The organism is Pedobacter sp. NJ-S-72, assembly GCF_053890575.1.
Map to the genome: position 1 here is coordinate 436,141 of NZ_CM132681.1, position 21,412 is coordinate 457,552.

Sequence of the window (21,412 nt, forward strand, 5' to 3'; positions counted from 1 at the left end):
TTATGTTTTTATGGTGTTTCTTGTTTAATAAAACGCTTTTTTTTTATTAAAATATTATATTTAAATGAAAATTTAATGCTGTGGTAATAGGGGAATTGTTTAAGAGTATTATATTTGTGCCTATAACGTCCCTATTTATGATTAAATTAAAACCCTCACTAGTAATTTTGGCCGCCGGAATGGCGAGCCGGTACGGTGGTAACAAGCAAATTGAATCTTTTGGTCCCTCGGGAGAGACTATTATGGAGTATTCAATTTTTGATGCCATCAAAGCGGGCTTTGGTAAAGTGATCTTTATCATTCGCGAAGAGTTTGCAGACTCTTTTAAAGCATCCATTGAACCTAAGCTTATAGGCAGGATTGAATTTGATTATGTTTACCAGTCTTTGGATAAGTTTAGTGGTGGGGTAGAGATTCCTGCAGATCGTACAAAGCCATTTGGAACACAACATGCTTTATTATGCACTAAAGATGTATTGGATGCTCCTTTTGCGGTAATTAATGCAGATGATTTTTATGGTTACGACGCTTTTAAGCAGGCTTATCATTTTCTGACCACAGAAGCGGCGGATGGAAAATACGCCTGCGTGGGATATGAGCTGAAAAATAGCTTAAGTGATCATGGTTCTGTGACTCGTGGTGAGATTAATGTGGATCCATCAGGTAACATTGTTGGGATCACTGAGCGTAAAGAAATTACTAGAATAGATGGTAAGGCAATTGTGAAAAACGGTGCGTCTGTTATTGAGTTGCCGCTGGATACAAAAGTGAGTATGAATTTCTTTTGTTTTACTCCTGAATTTGTAAATTGGAGTGAGGCTGAGTATGCTAAATTCCTGAGCATAAATATAAATAATCTAAAAGCAGAGTTTTTGATTCCGGAGGTTGCTGATCAGTTGATTAATGCCGGTAAAGGTGTGGTTAAAATGATCCCGACTGAGGCTAAGTGGTTTGGTGTGACCTTTAAAGAGGATGCGCTGATTGTGAAAGAACAATTGCTGGAATTAACCGAAGAGGGTCTTTATCCTGCTAATTTGTGGAATTGATTGATAATCAAGGTAATCAACTATTTAAATCTATTGTAATGAAGAAAAGAATTTTAATTACCGGTGGCGCTGGCTTCATTGGTTCTCATGTAGTACGGAGGTTTGTTAAGAATTATCCAGATTACAGTATTGTAAACCTTGATAAATTAACTTATGCCGGAAATCTTTTGAACTTAATTGATGTTGAGCAGGAGTTGAATTATGAGTTTGTGAAAGGTGATATTGTGGATGCTGTTTTTATATCAGACTTGTTCAGAACTTATCAGTTTGATGCCGTGATTCATTTGGCGGCAGAGTCTCATGTTGATCGCTCGATAACAAATCCTATGGAATTTGTGATGACGAATGTCATTGGCACTGTTAATCTTCTGAATGCGGCAAAGGAGCATTGGAAAGGTGATTATGATCATAAACGCTTCTATCATGTTTCTACAGATGAGGTTTATGGTGCTCTGGGTGAAGAAGGTATGTTTACCGAAGATACATCCTATGATCCGCATAGTAGTCCTTACTCTGCTTCTAAAGCAAGTTCTGATCACTTTGTGCGTGCTTATCATGATACCTATGGTTTGGATGTGGTGATCTCAAATTGCTCAAATAATTATGGTTCTCATCATTTTCCGGAAAAATTGATCCCTTTGGCTATCAATAATATTAAAAATAATAAAGCTGTACCTGTTTATGGTAAAGGTGAAAATGTGCGTGACTGGCTTTGGGTTGAAGATCATGCCTGTGCTATTGATGTGATTTTTCATCGGGCAAAGGCTGGTGAGACTTATAATATTGGTGGGCATAACGAATGGAAAAATATTGATCTGATTAAATTGCTTTGTAAAATCATGGATCAAAAACTGGGGCGTACAGCTGGTTCTTCTGAGCAATTGATTGCTTATGTGACTGATCGTGCTGGTCATGATCTGAGGTATGCGATTGATTCTTCTAAACTTCAGGAGAAGCTGGGCTGGGTGCCTAGTTTGCAGTTTGAAGAAGGTTTAGCCAAACTGTGGACTGGTATCTGGAAAATGAGCAATGGCTCAATGATGTAACTTCATCAAGCTATCAGTCTTATTATGAAACTCAATACGCAGAAAGATAAATGGAAATATTAGTATTAGGTGCTTCCGGTCAGTTAGGTAGTTGCATCAAAAAAGTGGCTGCTGAGGCAGGTTTGAATTCTATTTCTTTTCCTGATGAAAATGCTGGGAATATATTGGATTTTGATGGGCTTAAAAACTTATTTGTAACAGAGCAGCCTGAATTTGTAATTAACTGTGCGGCTTATACTGCTGTAGATAAGGCAGAGGATGATATTGAGCTTTGTGGAATGATTAATAAAAAAGGCGCAGAAAATATCGCTTTGCTATGTCGGGAATTTAATGCGGTGATGGTTCATGTCTCTACCGATTTTGTATTTGCTGGTAACAGTGTTGATTTGTTGAGAGAGGCTGATGCTGCCGATCCGATAAATGTTTATGGTTTGACTAAATTAGAAGGGGAGATGGGCTGTTGCTGCTGTTCTTCCTGCTCATTTTATTATCCGTACAAGCTGGCTGTATTCTGAGTATGGGAATAATTTTGTGAAAACTATGCTGAAGTTAGGCGCAGACAGAGATGAGTTGAATATTATAGCAGATCAGATTGGTACACCTACCTATGCTATTGATCTGGCGAAAGCTATTCTGGTTATTATTAAATCCGGAAAAACTGATTATGGTATTTATCATTATAGCAATGAAGGGGTGACTTCCTGGTATGATTTTGCGCAGGGGATTTTCGATCTGAGTGATACTGATGTGAAGTTGTTTCCGATTCCAACTTCTAAATATCCTACCAGGGCAACGAGGCCAAAGTTCTCTGTGATGGACAAAACTAAAATCAAAGAAACATTTGATTTGGAGATCCCTTATTGGAGGGATAGTTTAACGGTATGTGTCAATCAATTAGCTTTTTTTAGCAGCAATTTAAATTAACGTATGAAAGGAATAATTCTGGCAGGGGGAAGCGGAACGCGTTTGCATCCATTAACCCTTGTAATGAGTAAACAAATGATGCCGGTTTATGATAAGCCGATGATATATTATCCGTTGTCAACTTTGATGCTGGCGGGCATCAAAGAGGTACTTATTATCTCTACACCTCACGATTTGCCTAATTTTGAGAAATTATTAGGAGATGGTAGTAGTCTGGGTTGTAAATTTTCTTATGCGGTGCAGGAAGAGCCAAACGGGTTAGCTCAGGCTTTTGTAATAGGGGCTGATTTTATTGGTAAGGATAAGGTTTCGCTTGTATTGGGTGATAATATTTTTTACGGGGAGGGGATGTCTAAATTATTGCAGGCAAGTGCAGATCCTGATGGAGGGGTGGTCTTTGCTTACCAGGTTTCTGATCCTGAGCGTTATGGCGTGGTGGAATTTGATAGTGATAAAAAAGCAATATCAATTGAAGAAAAGCCTGAAAATCCAAAGTCTGATTATGCAGTTCCTGGGTTGTTGTTTTTTATGATAACAGTGTGGTGGAAATTGCAAAAAACATTAAGCCTTCTCCTCGTGGGGAATATGAGATTACCGATGTGAATAAAGTTTACCTGGAGCAGGGTAAACTGAAGGTTGGAGTGTTGAGCAGGGGTACAGCCTGGTTGGATACGGGTACGTTCAACTCTTTAATGCAGGCTGGACAGTTCGTTCAGGTAATTGAAGAGCGTCAGGGTTTAAAAATCGGTGCGATAGAGGAAATAGCTTACCGAATGGGTTTTATAAATTCAGAGCAGCTTGCTGCCGTAGCAAAGCCGCTGGTTAAAAGTGGGTACGGTCAGTATTTGTTAAAGCTGATTAAGTAGTTATTTTATGTTACGATTTGTTTCGTAGGAAAAACCCCCGTATACGAAGGTGTGGGGGTTTTTTTTTATGTATAATTTTTTCTGTTTCACTATGCAATGTATTTGTTTTTGTTACGTTTTTATTCTTAAATGAAATGCCAAATAATTATTTAAAACTTTAGGGAGAATGAGGCTTGTTTTTTAGCTAAAAATTTCTAATTATTGATTATTTAATAATTATTTCACATTAAATGACTTTTTTCAGTTAAAATTTGCAATATATTTGATAATACACTTTGCGATTGACGCTTATTTGCTATATTCGTTTATCCTAAATACAATCTACCTATGCAAACACGCTATTTATATCTATTGAGGTATGTTTTACCTATCACGGACCTGTTAATGCTTAACCTGATTTACTTTGCAGCATTTAACATTAGCATTTTATTAGGAAAATTTGTTTCTTATGAGTTGCTTCATCACTATGTGGTTATTTGTAATTTAATCTGGGTCTTTAATGCCCTGTTATTTGGCATGTACACAGAGTATGGTGCAAGGCGTTTGGAGCGGATTTACAGAAGCACATTCAGAAGTATTCTGATGCATTGTGTGTTGTTCTCAGTTTATCTGCTACTAGAGAAAAACATAGAGTTCTCCAAAACATTTATTGTCATATTTTATTTATTACTACTTGCGGTTTCATTTGTGCTAAACCGTTTTGTTGGAACAGCTCTTCAATTCCTGCTCATCAACAAATTCCATGTCACCAAAAAGGTGGCAGTAATGGGAGGGAATCCTACTGGTAATCGTCTGGCAAGCTATCTGACTCAACAGAATAATGTTGATTTTTATGGGATTATAGCTGAATGCGATGAAGATTTTTACAGCGATCAAACCGGCCTGATTTCTGAATTTGCTATTGCTGAAATGAAAGCAGCAGCAGCTGGTGGCGTGAAGGACTTATATGTGTCCGTTCCGCCAGAAAGAATGGGAATGATGCATACCCTGGTTCGCGAAGCTGATAAACAATGTTTGCGCTTAAAATTCATTCCCGATATTGCCGGTTCTTTAGATGCGCCCTATACAATGAGTTATATGGGAGATGAATTTCCAATTATAACCCTTCGTAACGAACCTTTGGAATTGATGGGCAACCGTTTCAAGAAACGAACATTTGATATTATATTCAGTGGATTAGTGATTTTATTTATTCTAAGCTGGCTGTATCCGATCATTGCTTTACTGATTAAGATACAGAGCAAAGGCCCTGTATTATTTAAACAATTGCGCAGCGGCAGAAATGATGAGCCTTTCTGGTGTTTGAAATTCAGAAGTATGCGAATGAATAGCAGCAGTGATAAAAAACAGGCTACTAAAAATGATGACCGTATTACACCAATTGGCAAGTTCCTGAGGAAAACAAGCCTCGATGAGTTACCGCAGTTCTTTAATGTGTTTGCCGGAAGTATGACTGTAGTTGGGCCAAGACCACATATGTTGAGTCATACCGAACAATACAGAGCCATTATCAGTGAATTTATGGTGCGTCATTTTATGAAACCGGGGATAACTGGTTGGGCGCAGGTAAATGGTTTCCGTGGAGAGACTAAAGAAGCTGGTTCAATGGAAAAACGGGTTAAACACGATATCTGGTATCTGGAAAACTGGACTGCTATGCTCGACGTAAAGATTTTGTTTATGACAATTATCAATGTGCTTCACGGAGAAGATAACGCTTATTAATATCATGCCCATACTGTTCATATAATGCACATCGTCAATTGGATTTATGCGATATACCTATAGAGTTTTACTACTGTTTCTACTGATCGCTCAATTCCATTTTACCTTTGCTCAGATCAAAAGAACAATCATCGGAAATGTAACCGATTCTAAAACCGGAGAGACATTAATTGGTGCCAGTGTTAAATTAACGACTGGTTCAAAAGCCATAGCTATGACAAATAGCTATGGCTTTTATGCACTTAGTGCTGACGAAGGACCACATGATATTTCAGTCAGTTTTATTGGTTATAAAACGATAACCCAAAATATCATCCTATCAAAAAATACCCGTCTTAATTTTGTGCTGGAAGCCGGTAATCAATTAGATGAAGTGGTTATTTCCGGAATAAAAAGCAGTGATAATGTAAACAATCCGCAAATGGGGTTACAAAAGATCAATATCAGTGAAATCAATAACCTGCCCGTTTTATTAGGAGAACGTGATGTGATGAAAGCCCTGCAATTATTGCCTGGTATTAAGCTGGCAGGAGAAGGCAATAGCGGTTTTTATATCAGGGGAGGTTCAACTGACCAGAATTTGATTCTGCTGGATGAAGCGCCCGTTTACAATGCATCGCATTTATTAGGTTTCTTCTCAACTTTTAACTCTGATGCAATTAAAGATGTAACGGTTTATAAAGAGGGGATGCCTGCGCAATATGGAGGAAGACTTTCTTCTGTTCTGGATATTAAAATGAACGATGGAAATCGTAAAGAAAATACAGTTGAAGGTGGTATCGGTTTGATTGCTTCGAGACTGAAAGTAGAGGGCCCTATTGTGAAAGATAAAGGTTCATTTATGATTAGTGCCAGGAGAACTTATATGGATGCATTTTTTAAACTATCCCCTAATCCATCTGTCAATAAAAACACGCTGTATTTTTATGATCTGAATGCTAAGGCAAATTATAAAGTGGATGATAAAAACACCTTTTTCCTATCTGGTTACTTTGGCAGAGATAAGTTGAACCTGGTTAAACTCTTTGGTTTTGACTGGGGGAATACAACTGTAACCTTAAGATGGAATCACTTATACAGTAACCGGTTATTTTCTAATACCTCGCTGATTTACAGTAAGTATAGTTACGTCATCAATAATTCAATGGATGACTCGAATTTTGAAGTCAACTCTTTTATCAGGGACTTTAACTTAAAACAGGATTTTGAATACAGTATCAGTAATCAGCATAAACTTAAGTTTGGACTGAATGGGGTTCATCATACTATCGCTCCAGGGACAATGACCTCGACCGGATCATCCAGTGTGAACCCGGTTACTTATCAAAACAGAAAAGGAGTAGAGCTTGCAGCCTATGTTACAGACGAATGGACAGCCAGTGAAAAACTAAAGTTTATTTATGGGCTTAGGCTAAGCAGTTTTTCTTTGCTGGGCCCTGGAAATTTTCAAAAAAAGTTATGACACAGAAGGAAATATTACAGAGATTAAGCCTTATGGTTCAAAAGATATCGTGAAAAGCTATATCAATCTGGAACCAAGATTTTCAGCAAGTTATAAGCTTAATCGTAATAGTTCCATTAAAGCCGCTTACACCAGGAATACCCAGAACATCCACCTGATGTCTAACTCTACATCTACCTCTCCAACAGATTTATACATTATGAATAGCAATAATGTGAAGCCAGAGATTGCTGATCAGGTATCAACAGGGTACTTTCGGAATTTCAATGACGATCAGTTTGAATTCTCAGCAGAAATCTATTATAAATGGATGCAGAATCAGATTGAATACCGGAGTGGTACAGATCTGCGTGAAAAAGATAATGTGGAGGCCGATTTGCTCTATGGCGATGGACGGGCTTATGGTATTGAGCTATTCCTGAAGAAGAGATTTGGCAAGTTTAATGGCTGGATCGGGTACACCTATTCAAGAACAGAGCGTCAATTTGATACACTGAATGAATGAAGGCAAATGGTTTTATGCTAAACAAGACAGGACGCACGACCTTTCGCTGGTTGGTATTTATAAGCCTGGCGCCCGCTGGACTTTTTCTGCAATTTTTGTTTACAATACAGGAAATGCGGTCACTTATCCAAGCGGCAAATACCAGGTTAATGGAAGAACTGTTTTCTATTATACAGAGAAAAATGCTTATCGTGCTCCGGCTTATCACCATCTGGATGTTTCGGCAACACTGGAAGGTAAACCAGGTAAGAGATTTCAGTCAAGCTGGTCTTTTGGAATTTACAATTTATACAACCGCCAGAATGCTTTTGCAATCAATTTTAAGGATGATCCGAATGACGCCACTAAAACACAGGTGGTCAGAACAACATTATTCGGTATTATTCCTTCAGCAACCTGGAACTTTAAATTCTAGTATTATGAAGTATTATTCAACAAAACATGGGAATTTTAAACTGGGGGCAGGACTGTTAACAGGTTTTTTATCTCTAAGCCTGCTTAGTGCATGTGAAAAGGTGATTGACTTAAAGCTGGATAACGTTGCTCCGGTAATTGTGATTGATGGTGGAGTAAACGACCTGAACGAAAATCAGCTGGTAAGAATTTCCAAGACTTATAGTTTTACGGATGCCAATAAATTTAACGGAATAAGCGGTGCTAAGGTCGTATTAACTGCAAGCAACGGTACTTCAGTTAATTATACGGCCGTTTCACCAGGAGTCTACAGCAGTCCGAAATTTAAGGGGATACCAGGGACTACTTATAAGTTAACCGTGGATATAGAGGGTAAAACCTATACCGCCTCCTCGACAATGCCTAAAAAGGTTATTTTGAATTTATTGACTTTCAAAGACATTACGATTGCAGGAAAAAAAAAGAAGTATGTGGCTGTGATTTATGATGACCCACCGGGGGTACCCAATTTTTATAATTCTATAATCAGGTTTAAGGGGATAGTGAAGTTTGATGCAGCGACGGATGACCGCTTTAATGATGGGATGGGAATAAAGTTAATGATGTACTTTTTTACGATTTGAAGGATATGGTGCCAGGAGATACAATAGCAGTCGAATTTCAATGTGTTGATGTGGCAGTACATAGATATTTTTTTAGTTTGGAACAGAATTTAGGAGAGACTCAACCTGTTTCTCCTGCAAACCCACCTTCTAATTTTGATAATAATGCTTTAGGGGTGTTTAGTGCTTATACTTCAAGCTCAAGGAAGGCATTAGTTAAATAATTACTAGATGGCAATTCAGGAATGCAATAAATAATCATAAAACATACCGGTAAATGAAAGTTTACCGGTATGTTTTATGATTATTTATTGATACCGAAAGCCTCCCATCCCGAGATAGCTGCGCGGTTACAAGTCATGGCTTGAGTTCCGTTTTCGCTCGATATATATTTTCCGTTATTGCCTCTGAATGAAACAGTTCCATCTGCATTCGCTACCCATTCAAATTTTTCCCAGTCACTCACAGCAGCACGGCTGCAGGTAATTGCCTGAGTCCCGTTTTCTGATGAAACATATTTGCCCTTGCTTCTCAATGCAATTTTACCATCTCCAGCATCCACCACTGTAAATGTCTCAACCGGTGAGGCTGCAGGGTGAGTACAAGTCATTGCTTGTGTGCCATTCTCACCGCTGACATAATTGCCATTAATTCCTTTAAGTGTTACCGTGCTTCCAATTGGAATAGGGGTGCCAGTGCCAGGATCACCTGCTCTGGAAACAACTACCTGGTTAATTGCCGTTAATAAAGAGTTGCCTCCTGTAGCATCCTGTGATAATTCCCAGAACATGATACCGCCAGCCTGATCAAAAGCAAGATTCGTTTTCTTTTTAATCGTAGGTATGCCGTTGTACCCTATTCCATTGAAAGAATCAGAATTGGCGCTTCCACCTCTTGATAATATAGTTTTATAGTCAACATATTCGCTTGCAGAACGACCATAAAATGGAACGCCTAAATTAGCTTTACTTGCCGGAAGCCCCTCTGCCTTTCCAATAGTTTAAAGATTGAACAGCTAAATCATAAGTTGAATGGTTAGCTCCGCCTTCATCATAAGCCATGATATTTAAAAAGTCTACTGCTGCAAATACAGCTGTCTGAACACCCGGGCCATTATAAGAAACTACGGCTGCAGTAAGCAGTTTTCCTTTGTTATGCATAGCGGTGCTTAGCTGCTGCATTAGGGCAGTGTAATTATTGCCAGAATTTCCAGCGTCAGGATATTCCCAGTCAATGTCAATCCCATCGAGATTATATTGATTAACAAGGTTGACTACATTGTTGGTGAAAGTGGTACGTCCAGATGCACTTGCAGCAAATGATTCAAATGCGCTGTCATCTCCATTATTCCATCCTCCAACTGATACTAGTACTTTCACATTCTTAGCGTGCGCGGCAGAAACCAGGCTTTGAAGTTTTGATGGGTTCTCCAATGGTTGAAAGCCACCAGAAGAAGTAGGAATGATGAAGGCATAGTTAACACATGTGTTAATTTGCTGAACTGTACCTGGCTAACTTCTCCTGCCCACGAAGGTAGATAGCCAATCACTTTAAAGTTAGCAGCAGAAATTGCACTGACACCTGTTTTGTTAGCATTCATTTCAATGTCAGGAATTGCTGAATCCGCTTCTTGTTTTTTACATGAGGCCATACATAAAAGTAATAATGCAGGCATGAGAATTAATTTTTGTTTTTTGTTTTTTGTTTTCATGATAGTTGGTTTTTGTTATGGATTTAACATAAAACTAATATCATAAATTGTATAAAACAAAATATAATTTAATTAAAATTAAATTATTAAAACAGTAAGATAATGTGATGATACGCTTGAAATACAAGTAATTTTTCTTTAATTATAGGTTTTTTTTTATATATAAAGACAGCTTTTTTATATAAAATGACTGAAAATACTGATTCGCAATAAAACCAATAAAATTGTAATTTATGAAATAAGAAAAAATATACATGGAGCTGATAAAATAGATACTTTTTATATGTAAAAAATCAATTGTACACAGATGAAACACAAACTTCTAGTATTAACAGCTACAGTTATGTCGCTGGCATCATGTAGTCCGAACACCAGAACATCAAATAATATTAACGTAAAGGATGATTCTGGAACGAAAAAAGCAACAGAACAAGTGTCCCCAAAAATGCTTTTTGCTTCATTAAGAATTAAAAGCAGTATAAAAGCCGGGGATTCTGTAAAACTGAAATTTACTGTTTACAACCCTACAGACAGCGTAAAACAGTTTTGCAAATGGCATACTCCTTTTGAGCCTTTAATGAGTAAATATCTTGAAATTAAAGATACACATGGCGAAGAAGCTGCTTACAGGGGGGCGATGGCTAAAAGAATGATGCCACCACCGGCAAGCAGTTATCAAAAGATAAATCCTGGTGACAGTCTTTCCATAGATGTAGATTTGTTAAAAGGATATGCTATTCAAAAACCTGCTCAGTATAGTATTAGTTATACAGGTCAGGGGGAATGAGTGGCCTGGTAGTTAAAGATAGTGTCGTTTTCGTTTACGCTAAACCATAATAAGATGAATTTAAATCACATTAACCTCAGTATACCAGATGTGCCTGCTGCCCGTGACTTCTTTGAAACCAATCTTAATTTTCAATGTACTGATCTGAAGCTGAATGACACCTTATCTGTATTAAAAGGTGAGAATGGTTTTATATTGGTATTAATGAATGAGCGTCTTAATCAGGATGGTAATCATGCTTATCCGGACAGCTTTCATATTGGATTTTATTTAAAAGATGAAGAAGAGGTTCTTTCCATGTTCGAAAAACTTAAAGCCGCGGGGGTATTGCTGGAACAAGAGCCACAAAAGATCAGAAAGGTATTTGGTTTCTATTTCAAACATCAGAATATTCTTATAGAGATTGTTTGCGAGCTTCATAATTCAGAATAATCTGGACTATTTCATTTGTTGTTTTTGGACTATAACAGGAGTCCTGAAATGTAATAGTTTAGCATATAAATAAATATGCTAATGAACACAAAACCAGCTTTAGAAGTATTTGGAGTCTATCTTCGGGTAGCAATTGGGTTTAGTTATCTTTGGGAAGTCGCAGACAGATTAGGTGTGTTCGGTGCTCACGGACAACCGCATGTAGGTTGGGGTGACTGGTCTCATTTTATGAAATATGCGCATGAAACCCTATCTTTTTTACCACCCGACTGGATTCCGGTACTCGCGTTTACCGCCACAGTTGGTGAAGGCCTTTTCGGTTTCATGTTGCTGTTCGGTATATTCACCAGGATAGGGGCTATTGGTAGTGGCATACTGGGTTTATGTTTTGCACTAGCAATGGCACTTTCTTTCGGCATTGAATCACCACTGGGTTATTCCGTTTTTACATTGAGTGCGGCAAGTTTTTTACTGGCAGTTCAGGAGCGTTATAGCTGGAGTATTGATGCATGGCGATTAAGGAAATAAATCATATCTTACCTTAATTAAATTGATAACATTATAATGCTAAGATATGTATAAGAAATTTCTTGTTTTAAGTTTAGGTGGTCTGTTAATTATTGGATCAGTAAATACATTGTCCGCTGCAGCATCTGCTATGCCAGTTCCTGTTCAGTATCAGCTTACCGCAAACGATTTAATAGGTCGCTGGGATATTACCATGGATGAAGACGGGAAGTCTGTCCCTTCCTGGTTAGAAGTTAAACTTTCAGGTTACAGCACCTTAACAGGATATTTTGTAGGTGGGTCCGGGAGTGCACGTCCCATTGCAAAAGTGAATTTCAATGACGGAAAATTTAGTTTTACTATTCCTCCGCAGTGGGAGAAAGGAACTCAGGATTTGGTTATCGAAGGTGAATTAAACGGAACAGAAATTCAGGGAACACTTTTGACCAGTGAAGGTAAAAAACATAGTTGGAAAGGAGTAAAGGCTCCTTCTCTAAAAAGAACTGCTGCTGTAGCATGGGGTAAACCGGTTGAATTGTTCAATGGAAAAGACTTACCGGATGGAAAGCGTTAGGCGAAAATCAATGGATAGTTAAAAATGGTGTTTTAACAAGCCCGCATTCGGGTGCCAATTTAATTTCTGATCAGAAATTTACGGACTTTAAACTCCATGTAGAATTTAAATATCAAAAAGGAAGTAATAGCGGTGTGTATTTGAGAGGGCGTTATGAAGTACAAATTGAAGACAGCCCTAAAGAAGCACATCCTTCAAGTGTTTTGTTTAGTGGGATCTATGGATTCCTGACCCCAAGTGAAATCGCTGCCTTAGGACCAGATCAATGGCAGGTTTATGATATTACCCTGATTGGCAGAATGGTTACCGTCGTTGCAAATGGTAAAACTGTCATCAGTAATCAGGAAATTCCGGGAATTACCGGAGGTGCATTGAATAGTAACGAGGCAGAAGCAGGCCCAATTTATTTCCAGGGAGATCATGGGCCAATTGAGTTTAGAAAAATTGTGATTACACCAATAAAATAAAGCTTTGAATAGCCGGATGGGGATTAGGTTATCCGGCTGGTTTTTTTAAGGATCTGTATATTAGCCTTACTATCCATTGCAAAATAATAAAAAATAAAATTATGCTTATGGTGTCCGCTAGTAGCAGGAAATAAGAATTAACGATGATTTCCATAATTGCTTTTCTATTTCTTTGAGAGGTAATCTAATTTTCTGCTAAGATAAAATTAATATATATTTAAACCATTTTTAATTGTTTCTTATAATCAGAAGGGTTAACCTTCATGATTTTCTTGAAGATCTTAGAAAAATGATGCCGATCAGAAAAACCGCATTCATAAGAAATTTCATCAAGTGATATATTGCTGTGGTGCATTAAATTGCAGGCAGCCTCGACTCTTAATTTCAGAATATATTGCTGTGTGGCTATTTTTGTACTCATTTTAAACAGCCTGGCAAAAGAATTTATCGCCATGTTAGCCGCATCAGCAAGTTGTTCGTTCGTTATTTTCTTCTTGAAGTTACCCTCAATAAATTTGATGATTTTGATTTTAAAATACGGTGATCAATATTACCAGCCTCCCAAATATCATCCGGCAGATCCAGTAAACAAACCGCAATGAGTTGTTTTACACGAAGACTCTCTTTCATACAGGTAACCGTATCGGTTATACAAGAAATCTTGATCTCATCTAATAACTGGTTTACAGCCTCATTAAGCTTGATTTCATAAATGTGATTGTTAATGAAATCCAAAGGATAGCCCAATGAGAAGTGTATGAAAAAATGATCTACTTTGCCTTTTGATTTTAAAGTTGTCAGGTCATCAGTTTCAATAAATTTTCTACCCAGGATTGATTCATCTTCATGCTTGAAATTTCGTCTTAGTTGTGATGAAAAAGAAGTGTTAGGAGGAATGATCAGAATATTTTCATTACTCAACGGAATTGTATTGTCCTTAAATTTAATTGTTGAGCCACCCAGTGAATTATGATAGAACCTCCAAAAAGGCACTTTAAGGTCGTCGCATTCCCATTCTCTAAAATCCAGTAGCGGCAGCACAATAATTTTATACTGAGTTCTTTGAAGTTCTGATGTACAGCTGACGGGTCTATTTTAATCTCTTCACTTAACTTCCTTGCCATACAATGTTTGTTTCGTACATAATTTTGAGCAAATCATACAACAGGATTGGAAATAAGTTTCCCAACTTTAGAAACCGAATATAAACAAAAATAAAATTTAACACCCTTAAGGAATTGTTTAGCTGTTTGATTCTGAAAAGTTTTTTCACAATTCTTTCAGGAAAAAAGATGGTTGCCAGTCCGTTATTAAGAGGTCGTCCTTGTAATTATCAAGATTAAATTTAGAGCGTATGAAACCACAATTACTTAAAATTTCAAAGAGTCCTGCTCAGTCCTTCAGTGTACGTCATGACTTGAAACCAAGTATGAATAATAAGTTTCATTATCATCCTGAAGCCGAACTGATACATGTTATCAAAGGAAAAGGCACCCAGTTTATTGGTGATAGTATCAGTGAATTTCAATCAGGAGATCTGATCCTTGTAGGTGCTAATCTGCCGCATTACTGGCGTTTTGATGAAGACTTTACTGCAACCAATCCAGACAACTATGCTGATGTTAAAGTAGTTCATTTCTCTGAGAAATTTTTGGGGGAATACTTTCTGAATATGCCTGAAAATAAGCTGATCAAAGATATTCTGGATAAAGCTAAACGTGGAATCAGGATAGCGGGGAAAAACAAAGATAACGTAGCCGAAATGCTGAGTTACATGCTTAAAACAGAAGGAACAGACAGAATCATTTACATGATACAGGCTTTATTGGAAATAGCCAAGTGCGATAAGCTGGAATTTTTGTCTTCCATTGGATATGCTCCTGAGATAGAGGAAATCAATAACGACCGGATCAAAGATATTTATGATTATACATTCGCTAATTTCAGGAACAGGATTGAGCTCAAAGAAATAGCAGATGTTGCAAGAATTAGCCCCAATTCTTTCTGTAGATATTTAAGTCATTCACTCAAAAAACATATTCTCAGTTTTTAACGGAAATTAAGGTAGGCCAGGCTTGTAAACTGTTAATTGATAACAGACTTAATATCAAGCAGATTTGTTATGAAAGCGGGTTTAATAATTTTACCAGTTTTCATAAATGCTTTAAAGGGATTACCGGGAAAAGCCCGTTAAGTTATCAGAGAGAATTTATGGCATCTTAGAACCTGTTTGACCAGGAAATCTGGTTCTTGTCAAACATAAACGGTTCTTGCCAAAAAAGCTGAATCATATGCTAAACAGGAGAGCGAAAATAAAACGTTTTATGACTTACTTGCTGTTACAATCAATAGTCAAACAATGAAGCGTTTTTTATTAAATCTGGCATTTTTCTTTTCTATGCTCCTGTTAACTGTTAGTGCAAAATCACAAACAGCAGGCGATGAAGACAAGGATATGTTCAATAAAGCTCAGGCAAGAGATCAGCAAGTGATTGACAAAGCCATAAATGGGTGGTGGAAAACCTCAATGATAACTCATGACCAGAGAATTCAATGGTGGCGGGATGCAAAATTCGGCATGTTTGTGCACTGGGGAGTTTATTCGCTCGCAGGTGGTGAATGGCAGGGAAAGCATGTTGAAGGTTATTCAGAACACTTAATGCGGAAAGAAAAGGTTTCAAAAGCAGCTTATCTGAAACTGGCCAAAGATTTTAATCCTGAATTATTTAATGCTGATCAATGGATCTCAGCCGCTAAGAGTGCGGGTATGAACTATTTCATTATCACTGCTAAACATCATGATGGTTTTGCCATGTACCCATCGGCCGTGTCTGATTTTAACATTGTAAAACAAACCCTTTTTCAAAGAGACCCTCTTGCTGAACTGGCTGTTGCAGCTAAGAAACAAGGGTTGAAATTTGGCTTTTATTATTCTCATGCTTTTGATTGGGAAGATCCAAATGCCCCTGGTAACGACTGGGAGTATCAGAATCCTGGAGGAGATCAACAAATTGGAGGTTCAAACTGGTACGACCAGCATCCTGACTGGCTGCGAAAAGCAATTAAATACGTAGATGAAAAGGCAATCCCCCAAATTCTGGAACTTATAAAAAGATACCATCCTGATATCTTATGGTTTGATACCCCTCATAAACTTCCTTTTTCAGAAAACCTGCGCATATTGGAGGCGATACGAAAAGCAGATCCTAATGTAGTAGTCAATGGCAGATTAGCCAGAAATGGCATGATGAACTTTGGAGATTATATCAATACAGGAGACAGGCCCGCCGAATTTGCACCTGTTTCAGGAGCCTGGGAAGCTATTCCTACCACAAATGAATCTTATGGTTATTCTAAAAATGATCACAGCCATAAGTCCGTAAGCTTTTTTATACAATTACTTGCAAAAGCAGTATCCCGCGGCGGAAACCTTTTATTAAATATAGGCCCTAAAGGCGATGGTACTTTTGATGCTAAAGACGAGGAAATCCTCACCGGTATTTCAATCTGGACAAAGAAAAACGGAGAAAGTATTTACCAGGCAGGGAAAACTCCTTTACCCCTACAGAGCTGGGGAGTAACTACGCTGGGTAAAGATAAAATCTATTTACATGTTTTTAACTGGCCATCAAACGGGCATTTATCTTTAGGAGGTATACGCAATAAAACAGGTGATCCTTATTTTCTTAACGATCCTTCAAAGAAAGCAATTACAAGAAAACAGCGAGGGTCAGAAATTGTATTTAGCCTGCCAGATAAAATGCCTGATTCACTGAATACAGTCATCGTTTTACCAGTCAAAGGAAAGCTGGAAATAGATTCAACGAGGCTGGTTGCTTCAGGAGGTGGGTTAATAACCAGGCTGCTTGCTTTTGATGCAGATTATAAAGACCCAAATCTGAAATTTGGAGATGGTAAAACAGATAAGTATTATATAACCGGCTGGAAATCATCAGCTCAGAAGATTGGCTGGAAATTCCGCACAACAAAATCCAATATCTTTAAGATCTTAATCAAAATACATCTCCACGGGATACAACGGTGGCCAGTATACTTTAAAGATTGAAAACAACCTGTTTACAAAAAACACCTCTTCTTCCAATGATCCGGTAACAGAAGAAATAGGGTTGGTGAAACTTGATTCCGGACTACACAACCTGACATTAACACCTTTAACAGTTCCAAAATCTGAACTGATGAAATTGCTCGAAGTTCAGTTGATACCTATGAATTAATCCTATTGCCTAACCGAATATAATTATGAAAAAAATCTGTTCTTTATTATTTATCCTTCTCGCATGCAGCCAGCTAGTTTCTGCTCAGGCTCAGCAAAACTCCAAAGAAGAAAGAATGAAATGGTGGCGCGAAGCCCGTTTTGGTATGTTTATTCACTGGGGCGTGTATGCGCAGTGGGCAGGAGTCTACCATGGACATGAACAAGGCAGAGGAGGAGCTGAATGGATCATGAACCGTTCTAAAATTCCAGTAGCTGAATATCAGGCGAAAGCCAAAGAATTAAATCCTCAAAGTTATGATCCTGATTTATGGGTGAAAATGGCTAAAGATGCAGGGATGAAATACATCGTGATCACAGCTAAGCACCATGATGGATTTGCACTTTTTAAATCTAAAGCCAGTAAATGGAACATTGCTGATGCAACTCCTTATGGGAAAGATTTATTAAAGCCACTGGCTGATGCCTGTAAGAAATATGGCGTAAAACTGGGTTTCTATTATTCTCATGCTCAGGATTGGAATAATCCGGGAGGTGCTGCGGCAAGAAAGCCAATGAGAGAAGGTTGGGCGAATCCAGATTCAACTAAAATTGATGCCTATACACTGGCTCATAACGGACACTGGGACCCTGCACAGGAAACAGCAACATTTGATCAGTATATCGATCAGGTTTCTGTGCCTCAGGTCAAAGAGCTATTAACCAATTATGGTGATATTGCTGTTTTATGGTGGGATACACCAACTAATATGACAGATCAGGCCGCTTCAAAATTACAGGCGTTATTAAAATTACAACCAGGTATTATTACGAATGATCGTTTAAAAAGACCTGATTTTCCTGGAGACACAAAAACACCGGAACAAAAAATACCAGATAGAAAAGAGCTGGATGGTAAAGACTGGGAAACCTGTATGACCATGAATGGAACCTGGGGTTACAGAACTAAAGACACCAATTGGAAAAGTACGGCCGTATTGATTAAAAATCTGGTTGACATTGCTTCAAAAGGAGGTAATTATCTGCTTAATGTCGGGCCAAAACCTGATGGTACTTTCCCTCAGGAGAGCATTCAGAGATTAGATGAAATCGGGAAATGGATGAAAGTGAATGGCGAAGCTATTTATGCTACAAAAGGGAATCCTCTGGAAGACGTAAACTGGGGCAGGATAACCGCTAAGGAGAATGGGAATGAAACTATTTTATATCTTACTGTTCTTAACTGGCCGGCAGATGGTAAAATAGAGGTTACGGGGCTGAATAATAAGATAAAATCGGCAACTTTATTAGCTGACGGAAGCACGCTGAAATTTGCAAATTCTGTGATTACCCTTCCTGCTTCTGCCCCGGATTCAATTGCATCGGTTATTAAAGTTAAAATTAAAGGTAAAATTGATTTGAAGGAGTATAAAGGTGAGCACATGAAATCCGGAGCATTGGATTAAAAAAAAGGATTTTGTAAAAGATCCGTTAACAGAATATAAAACATGAAAAAGGAATATCTGATAAGTACAATAATCATTCTGGTAACTACTCAGGTTTCCTTTTCTCAGTCCAAAAATATTTATCATAAAGGGTGGGTAGACTTTAATAAAAACGGAAAAATGGATGTCTTTGAAGATCCATCCAAACCCGTTGAGGTTAGAGTAAATGATTTGCTTGCCCTTATGACTCTGAATGAGAAAACTTGTCAGACAGCAACTTTATATGGTTATGGACGTGTTTTAAAAGATGAGATGCCTGCCGCCGGATGGAAAAACGAGATCTGGAAAGACGGTATTGCAAATATTGACGAGGAATTAAACGGTCTGGCTTATAATAAAAAAGCGCAGACCGAATATTCCTTTCCCTTTAGCAAACATGCAAATGCGATTAATACCGTACAAAAGTGGTTTGTTGAAGAAACCCGGCTGGGGATACCTGTAGATTTCACCAATGAAGCAATTCATGGACTTTGCCATGATCGGGCGACGCCGCTTCCCGCACCAATTAATATTGGCTGTACCTGGAATAAGAAATTAGTTTACCAGGCAGGAAGCATCGTTGGCAGGGAAGCCAGAGCATTAGGTTATACCAATGTCTATGCACCTATTTTAGATGTTGCGCGTGATCAGAGATGGGGTAGAGTAGTGGAGTGTTATGCCGAAGATCCTTTTTTGATTGCAGAATTGGGCAAACAGATGACCCTTGGCATACAGGATCACGGTGCTGCGGCCACATTGAAACACTATGCTGTTTACAGTGTTCCAAAAGGCGGCCGTGATGGTAATGCACGTACAGACCCGCATGTTGCACCGCGCGAATTGCATCAGTTATTCCTGTATCCTTTCAAAAGAGTGATCCAGGAAGCTCATCCTATGGGAATTATGAGCAGTTATAATGACTGGGATGGTGTACCAGTAACAGGCAGTTCTTATTTTCTGACAGACTTACTCAGAAAGCAATTCGGATTTAACGGATATGTCGTTTCTGACAGCGAAGCGGTTGAATTTATTTTCAGCAAACATCATGTGGCTGAAAATATGAAAGGAGCAGTAAAACAGGCGATTGAAGCAGGCTTAAATGTCTATACCAATTTCAATATGCCGGATAAGTATATCCTGCCATTACGTGAGCTTGTGAACGAAGGTACAGTCTCTATGGCAACATTAGACCAGCGCGTGGCTGATGTGCTGCGTGTGAAGTTTAAACTGGGCTTATTTGATGAACCTTATGTCAAAGACCCATTATTAGCTGACAGGATTGTACATACCAAAGCAGATGAAGAATTTGCAATGCAGCTTAACAGAGAATCTTTAGTATTGCTCAAGAACGGGAAAAACACTTTGCCATTAGCTATAAGTAAACTGAAAAATATATTGATCACCGGGCCACTGGCTACTGAAACAAATTATACAACCAGCAGGTACGGCCCATCTAATAACCCGGTTACCACGATACTGGAAGGTATTCAATCTTATGTATCAAATGATAAAGCTGGGGGTGCAGGTCATGGGATTAAGGTTAATTATGTCAAAGGATGCGATGTTATTGATGCCACGTGGCCTGAAAGCGAAATTATCCCAACACCCTTAACCAATGAAGAACAGCTGTCCATAGACCAGGCAGTTGCTGCTGCTAAAGATGCAGACGTAGTGATCGCTGTAGTTGGTGAAACCGATGCCCAGGTAGGAGAAAGTAAATCCAGAACCGGTCTTGGGCTGCCCGGCAGACAGCTTCAACTCCTTCAGGCGCTTTATGCTACCGGAAAACCAGTAGTCATGGTCATGGTCAATGGAAGACTTTAACCATCCATCAATTGGGAAAACAGGTACCTGTCTGCCATACTTCAGGCAGGGTTCCTTAGTCCATCTGCAGGTAAGGCCGTTGCAGAAACCTTATTCGGTGAATATAATCCGGGTGGAAAATTATCCATGACATTTCCGAAATCAATTGGTCAGATAGAGTTTAATTTTCCTTTTAAACCAGCTTCGCAAGCAGGACAGAGTAATAAAGAAGAGCCAAATGGTTATGGTAAGACTACCGTTTTAGGTGCATTGTATCCTTTTGGTTATGGATTAAGTTATACTACATTTCAATTCACAGATCTGGAAGTTTCCCCAGTTCAATCAGAAGCTCAGGGTAATATTAATGTCTCAGTTAAAGTCAAAAATACAGGAGATAGAAAAGGCGATCAGGTCGTACAGCTCTATCTGAAAGATGAATTAAGCAGTGTCACTACCTATGAATCTGTTTTAAGAGGATTTGAACGTGTTTCACTTCAACCAGGAGAAGAAAAGACAGTACAATTTTTTCTGCATCCTGGTGATCTGGCTTTGCTCGATAAGGATATGAAATGGGTTGTTGAACCCGGTAAGTTCCAGGTCATGATAGGGAATTCATCGGAAGATATTCGTTTAAAAAAGGAATTTACAATAACAGCTTCCACGTTTTAAAATAAACATGATCATGAATAAATAGAGAAAGAGGTTAAGAAGCGTCAGGGATTTATGTTGGAAGGGGGTTGGAAGGGCGATTACCCCTTCCAACCCCCTTCCAACATAAATCCCTGACGGATCACAAACAGTTGAACTTATCATGCAGGGTGTTTGTGCAATCTTAAAATTGCTC

24 protein-coding genes and 3 pseudogenes are annotated in these 21,412 nt (G+C 38.4%); 22 read left to right on the forward strand and 5 right to left on the reverse strand.

The annotated features are described in order from the left end of the window. The first annotated feature begins 137 nt into the window (after nt 1-137). From ACWYN3_RS03035 to ACWYN3_RS03085, 11 genes and pseudogenes are all read left to right on the forward strand, one after another. A complete protein-coding gene (locus ACWYN3_RS03035; RefSeq protein WP_456219809.1) occupies nt 138-1,046 on the forward strand; it encodes a nucleotidyltransferase family protein in 909 nt (302 codons plus the stop codon). 38 nt (nt 1,047-1,084) lie between these two features. Continuing rightward, nucleotides 1,085-2,142: pseudogene (gene rfbB / locus ACWYN3_RS03040) on the forward strand (dTDP-glucose 4,6-dehydratase). Then, nucleotides 2,143-2,607 (forward strand): SDR family oxidoreductase, encoded by a 465-nt coding sequence (locus tag ACWYN3_RS03045; RefSeq protein ID WP_456219810.1) that lies wholly within the window; start codon nt 2,143-2,145, stop codon nt 2,605-2,607. Continuing rightward, nucleotides 2,597-3,016, forward strand: coding sequence for an SDR family oxidoreductase (locus tag ACWYN3_RS03050; RefSeq protein WP_456222861.1), 420 nt, complete (start codon nt 2,597-2,599; stop codon nt 3,014-3,016). Before ACWYN3_RS03045 ends, ACWYN3_RS03050 begins: the two co-directional genes overlap by 11 nt. Before the next feature lie 3 nt (nt 3,017-3,019). After that, nucleotides 3,020-3,882: pseudogene (gene rfbA, locus ACWYN3_RS03055) on the forward strand (glucose-1-phosphate thymidylyltransferase RfbA). Between the two features lie 327 nt (nt 3,883-4,209). After that, the gene (locus ACWYN3_RS03060; RefSeq protein WP_456219811.1) at nt 4,210-5,607 is read left to right on the forward strand and encodes an undecaprenyl-phosphate glucose phosphotransferase; all 1,398 of its coding nucleotides are present in this window, start codon (nt 4,210-4,212) and stop codon (nt 5,605-5,607) included. Nucleotides 5,608-5,653: 46 nt separating this feature from the next. Then, a complete protein-coding gene (locus ACWYN3_RS03065) occupies nt 5,654-7,069 on the forward strand; it encodes a TonB-dependent receptor (protein ID WP_456219812.1) in 1,416 nt (471 codons plus the stop codon). A gap of 49 nt (nt 7,070-7,118) precedes the next feature. Continuing rightward, nucleotides 7,119-7,574: a TonB-dependent receptor plug domain-containing protein gene (locus ACWYN3_RS03070; protein WP_456219813.1), complete on the forward strand. Its 456-nt coding sequence runs from the start codon at nt 7,119-7,121 to the stop codon at nt 7,572-7,574. Continuing rightward, entirely contained in the window at nt 7,567-7,989 is a 423-nt protein-coding gene (locus ACWYN3_RS03075; RefSeq protein ID WP_456219814.1) for a hypothetical protein, read from the forward strand. Before ACWYN3_RS03070 ends, ACWYN3_RS03075 begins: the two co-directional genes overlap by 8 nt. Before the next feature lie 4 nt (nt 7,990-7,993). Next, entirely contained in the window at nt 7,994-8,611 is a 618-nt protein-coding gene (locus tag ACWYN3_RS03080; RefSeq protein ID WP_456219815.1) for a DUF4249 family protein, read from the forward strand. Further along, a complete protein-coding gene (locus ACWYN3_RS03085) occupies nt 8,608-8,814 on the forward strand; it encodes a hypothetical protein (RefSeq protein ID WP_456219816.1) in 207 nt (68 codons plus the stop codon). The genes ACWYN3_RS03080 and ACWYN3_RS03085 overlap by 4 nt, the downstream gene beginning before the upstream one ends. An 80-nt stretch (nt 8,815-8,894) precedes the next feature. Here the strand turns inward: ACWYN3_RS03085 and ACWYN3_RS03090 are convergent, their stop codons facing one another. The 3 genes from ACWYN3_RS03090 to ACWYN3_RS03100 form a co-directional block, all read right to left on the reverse strand. After that, nucleotides 8,895-9,380 (reverse strand): hypothetical protein, encoded by a 486-nt coding sequence (locus ACWYN3_RS03090; protein ID WP_456219817.1) that lies wholly within the window; start codon nt 9,378-9,380, stop codon nt 8,895-8,897. A gap of 175 nt (nt 9,381-9,555) precedes the next feature. After that, entirely contained in the window at nt 9,556-10,023 is a 468-nt protein-coding gene (locus tag ACWYN3_RS03095; RefSeq protein WP_456219818.1) for a glycosyl hydrolase family 18 protein, read from the reverse strand. Next, complete coding sequence (locus tag ACWYN3_RS03100) at nt 9,966-10,301, reverse strand: hypothetical protein (protein WP_456219819.1); 336 nt, start codon at nt 10,299-10,301, stop codon at nt 9,966-9,968. The genes ACWYN3_RS03095 and ACWYN3_RS03100 overlap by 58 nt, the downstream gene beginning before the upstream one ends. Before the next feature lie 307 nt (nt 10,302-10,608). Here ACWYN3_RS03100 and ACWYN3_RS03105 point away from each other — a divergent pair, with 307 nt between their 5' ends. The 5 genes from ACWYN3_RS03105 (at nt 10,609) to ACWYN3_RS03125 (ending at nt 13,068) form a co-directional block, all read left to right on the forward strand. Then, nucleotides 10,609-11,088: a protease gene (locus ACWYN3_RS03105; RefSeq protein ID WP_456219820.1), complete on the forward strand. Its 480-nt coding sequence runs from the start codon at nt 10,609-10,611 to the stop codon at nt 11,086-11,088. Between the two features lie 54 nt (nt 11,089-11,142). Continuing rightward, complete coding sequence (locus ACWYN3_RS03110; RefSeq protein WP_456219821.1) at nt 11,143-11,520, forward strand: VOC family protein; 378 nt, start codon at nt 11,143-11,145, stop codon at nt 11,518-11,520. 81 nt (nt 11,521-11,601) lie between these two features. Continuing rightward, the gene (locus ACWYN3_RS03115; protein WP_456219822.1) at nt 11,602-12,048 is read left to right on the forward strand and encodes a MauE/DoxX family redox-associated membrane protein; all 447 of its coding nucleotides are present in this window, start codon (nt 11,602-11,604) and stop codon (nt 12,046-12,048) included. Nucleotides 12,049-12,094: 46 nt separating this feature from the next. Continuing rightward, complete coding sequence (locus tag ACWYN3_RS03120; protein ID WP_456219823.1) at nt 12,095-12,601, forward strand: hypothetical protein; 507 nt, start codon at nt 12,095-12,097, stop codon at nt 12,599-12,601. Nucleotides 12,602-12,615: 14 nt separating this feature from the next. Next, a complete protein-coding gene (locus ACWYN3_RS03125; protein ID WP_456222862.1) occupies nt 12,616-13,068 on the forward strand; it encodes a 3-keto-disaccharide hydrolase in 453 nt (150 codons plus the stop codon). Nucleotides 13,069-13,285: 217 nt separating this feature from the next. On the opposite strand, the gene ACWYN3_RS03130 is transcribed toward ACWYN3_RS03125, so the two are convergent. Beyond that, nucleotides 13,286-13,597 (reverse strand): helix-turn-helix domain-containing protein, encoded by a 312-nt coding sequence (locus ACWYN3_RS03130; RefSeq protein ID WP_456222863.1) that lies wholly within the window; start codon nt 13,595-13,597, stop codon nt 13,286-13,288. Then, the gene (locus ACWYN3_RS03135) at nt 13,552-14,109 is read right to left on the reverse strand and encodes a hypothetical protein (protein ID WP_456219824.1); all 558 of its coding nucleotides are present in this window, start codon (nt 14,107-14,109) and stop codon (nt 13,552-13,554) included. Before ACWYN3_RS03135 ends, ACWYN3_RS03130 begins: the two co-directional genes overlap by 46 nt. A 313-nt stretch (nt 14,110-14,422) precedes the next feature. Between ACWYN3_RS03135 and ACWYN3_RS03140 the strand changes: the two genes are divergently transcribed. The 6 genes and pseudogenes from ACWYN3_RS03140 (at nt 14,423) to ACWYN3_RS03165 (ending at nt 21,237) form a co-directional block, all read left to right on the forward strand. Then, nucleotides 14,423-15,121 (forward strand): cupin domain-containing protein, encoded by a 699-nt coding sequence (locus ACWYN3_RS03140; protein WP_456219825.1) that lies wholly within the window; start codon nt 14,423-14,425, stop codon nt 15,119-15,121. 5 nt (nt 15,122-15,126) lie between these two features. Continuing rightward, nucleotides 15,127-15,291 carry a helix-turn-helix domain-containing protein gene (locus ACWYN3_RS03145; protein WP_456222864.1) on the forward strand — a complete coding sequence of 55 codons (165 nt, stop codon included), beginning with the start codon at nt 15,127-15,129 and terminating at the stop codon, nt 15,289-15,291. Between the two features lie 136 nt (nt 15,292-15,427). Continuing rightward, the gene (locus tag ACWYN3_RS03150; RefSeq protein ID WP_456219826.1) at nt 15,428-17,134 is read left to right on the forward strand and encodes an alpha-L-fucosidase; all 1,707 of its coding nucleotides are present in this window, start codon (nt 15,428-15,430) and stop codon (nt 17,132-17,134) included. A gap of 194 nt (nt 17,135-17,328) precedes the next feature. After that, the gene (locus tag ACWYN3_RS03155) at nt 17,329-18,747 is read left to right on the forward strand and encodes an alpha-L-fucosidase (protein ID WP_456219827.1); all 1,419 of its coding nucleotides are present in this window, start codon (nt 17,329-17,331) and stop codon (nt 18,745-18,747) included. Between the two features lie 291 nt (nt 18,748-19,038). Continuing rightward, nucleotides 19,039-20,808: pseudogene (locus ACWYN3_RS03160) on the forward strand (glycoside hydrolase family 3 protein); the annotation flags it as partial. Between the two features lie 30 nt (nt 20,809-20,838). Further along, a complete protein-coding gene (locus ACWYN3_RS03165) occupies nt 20,839-21,237 on the forward strand; it encodes a fibronectin type III-like domain-contianing protein (protein ID WP_456222865.1) in 399 nt (132 codons plus the stop codon). Nucleotides 21,238-21,412 lie beyond the last annotated feature (175 nt).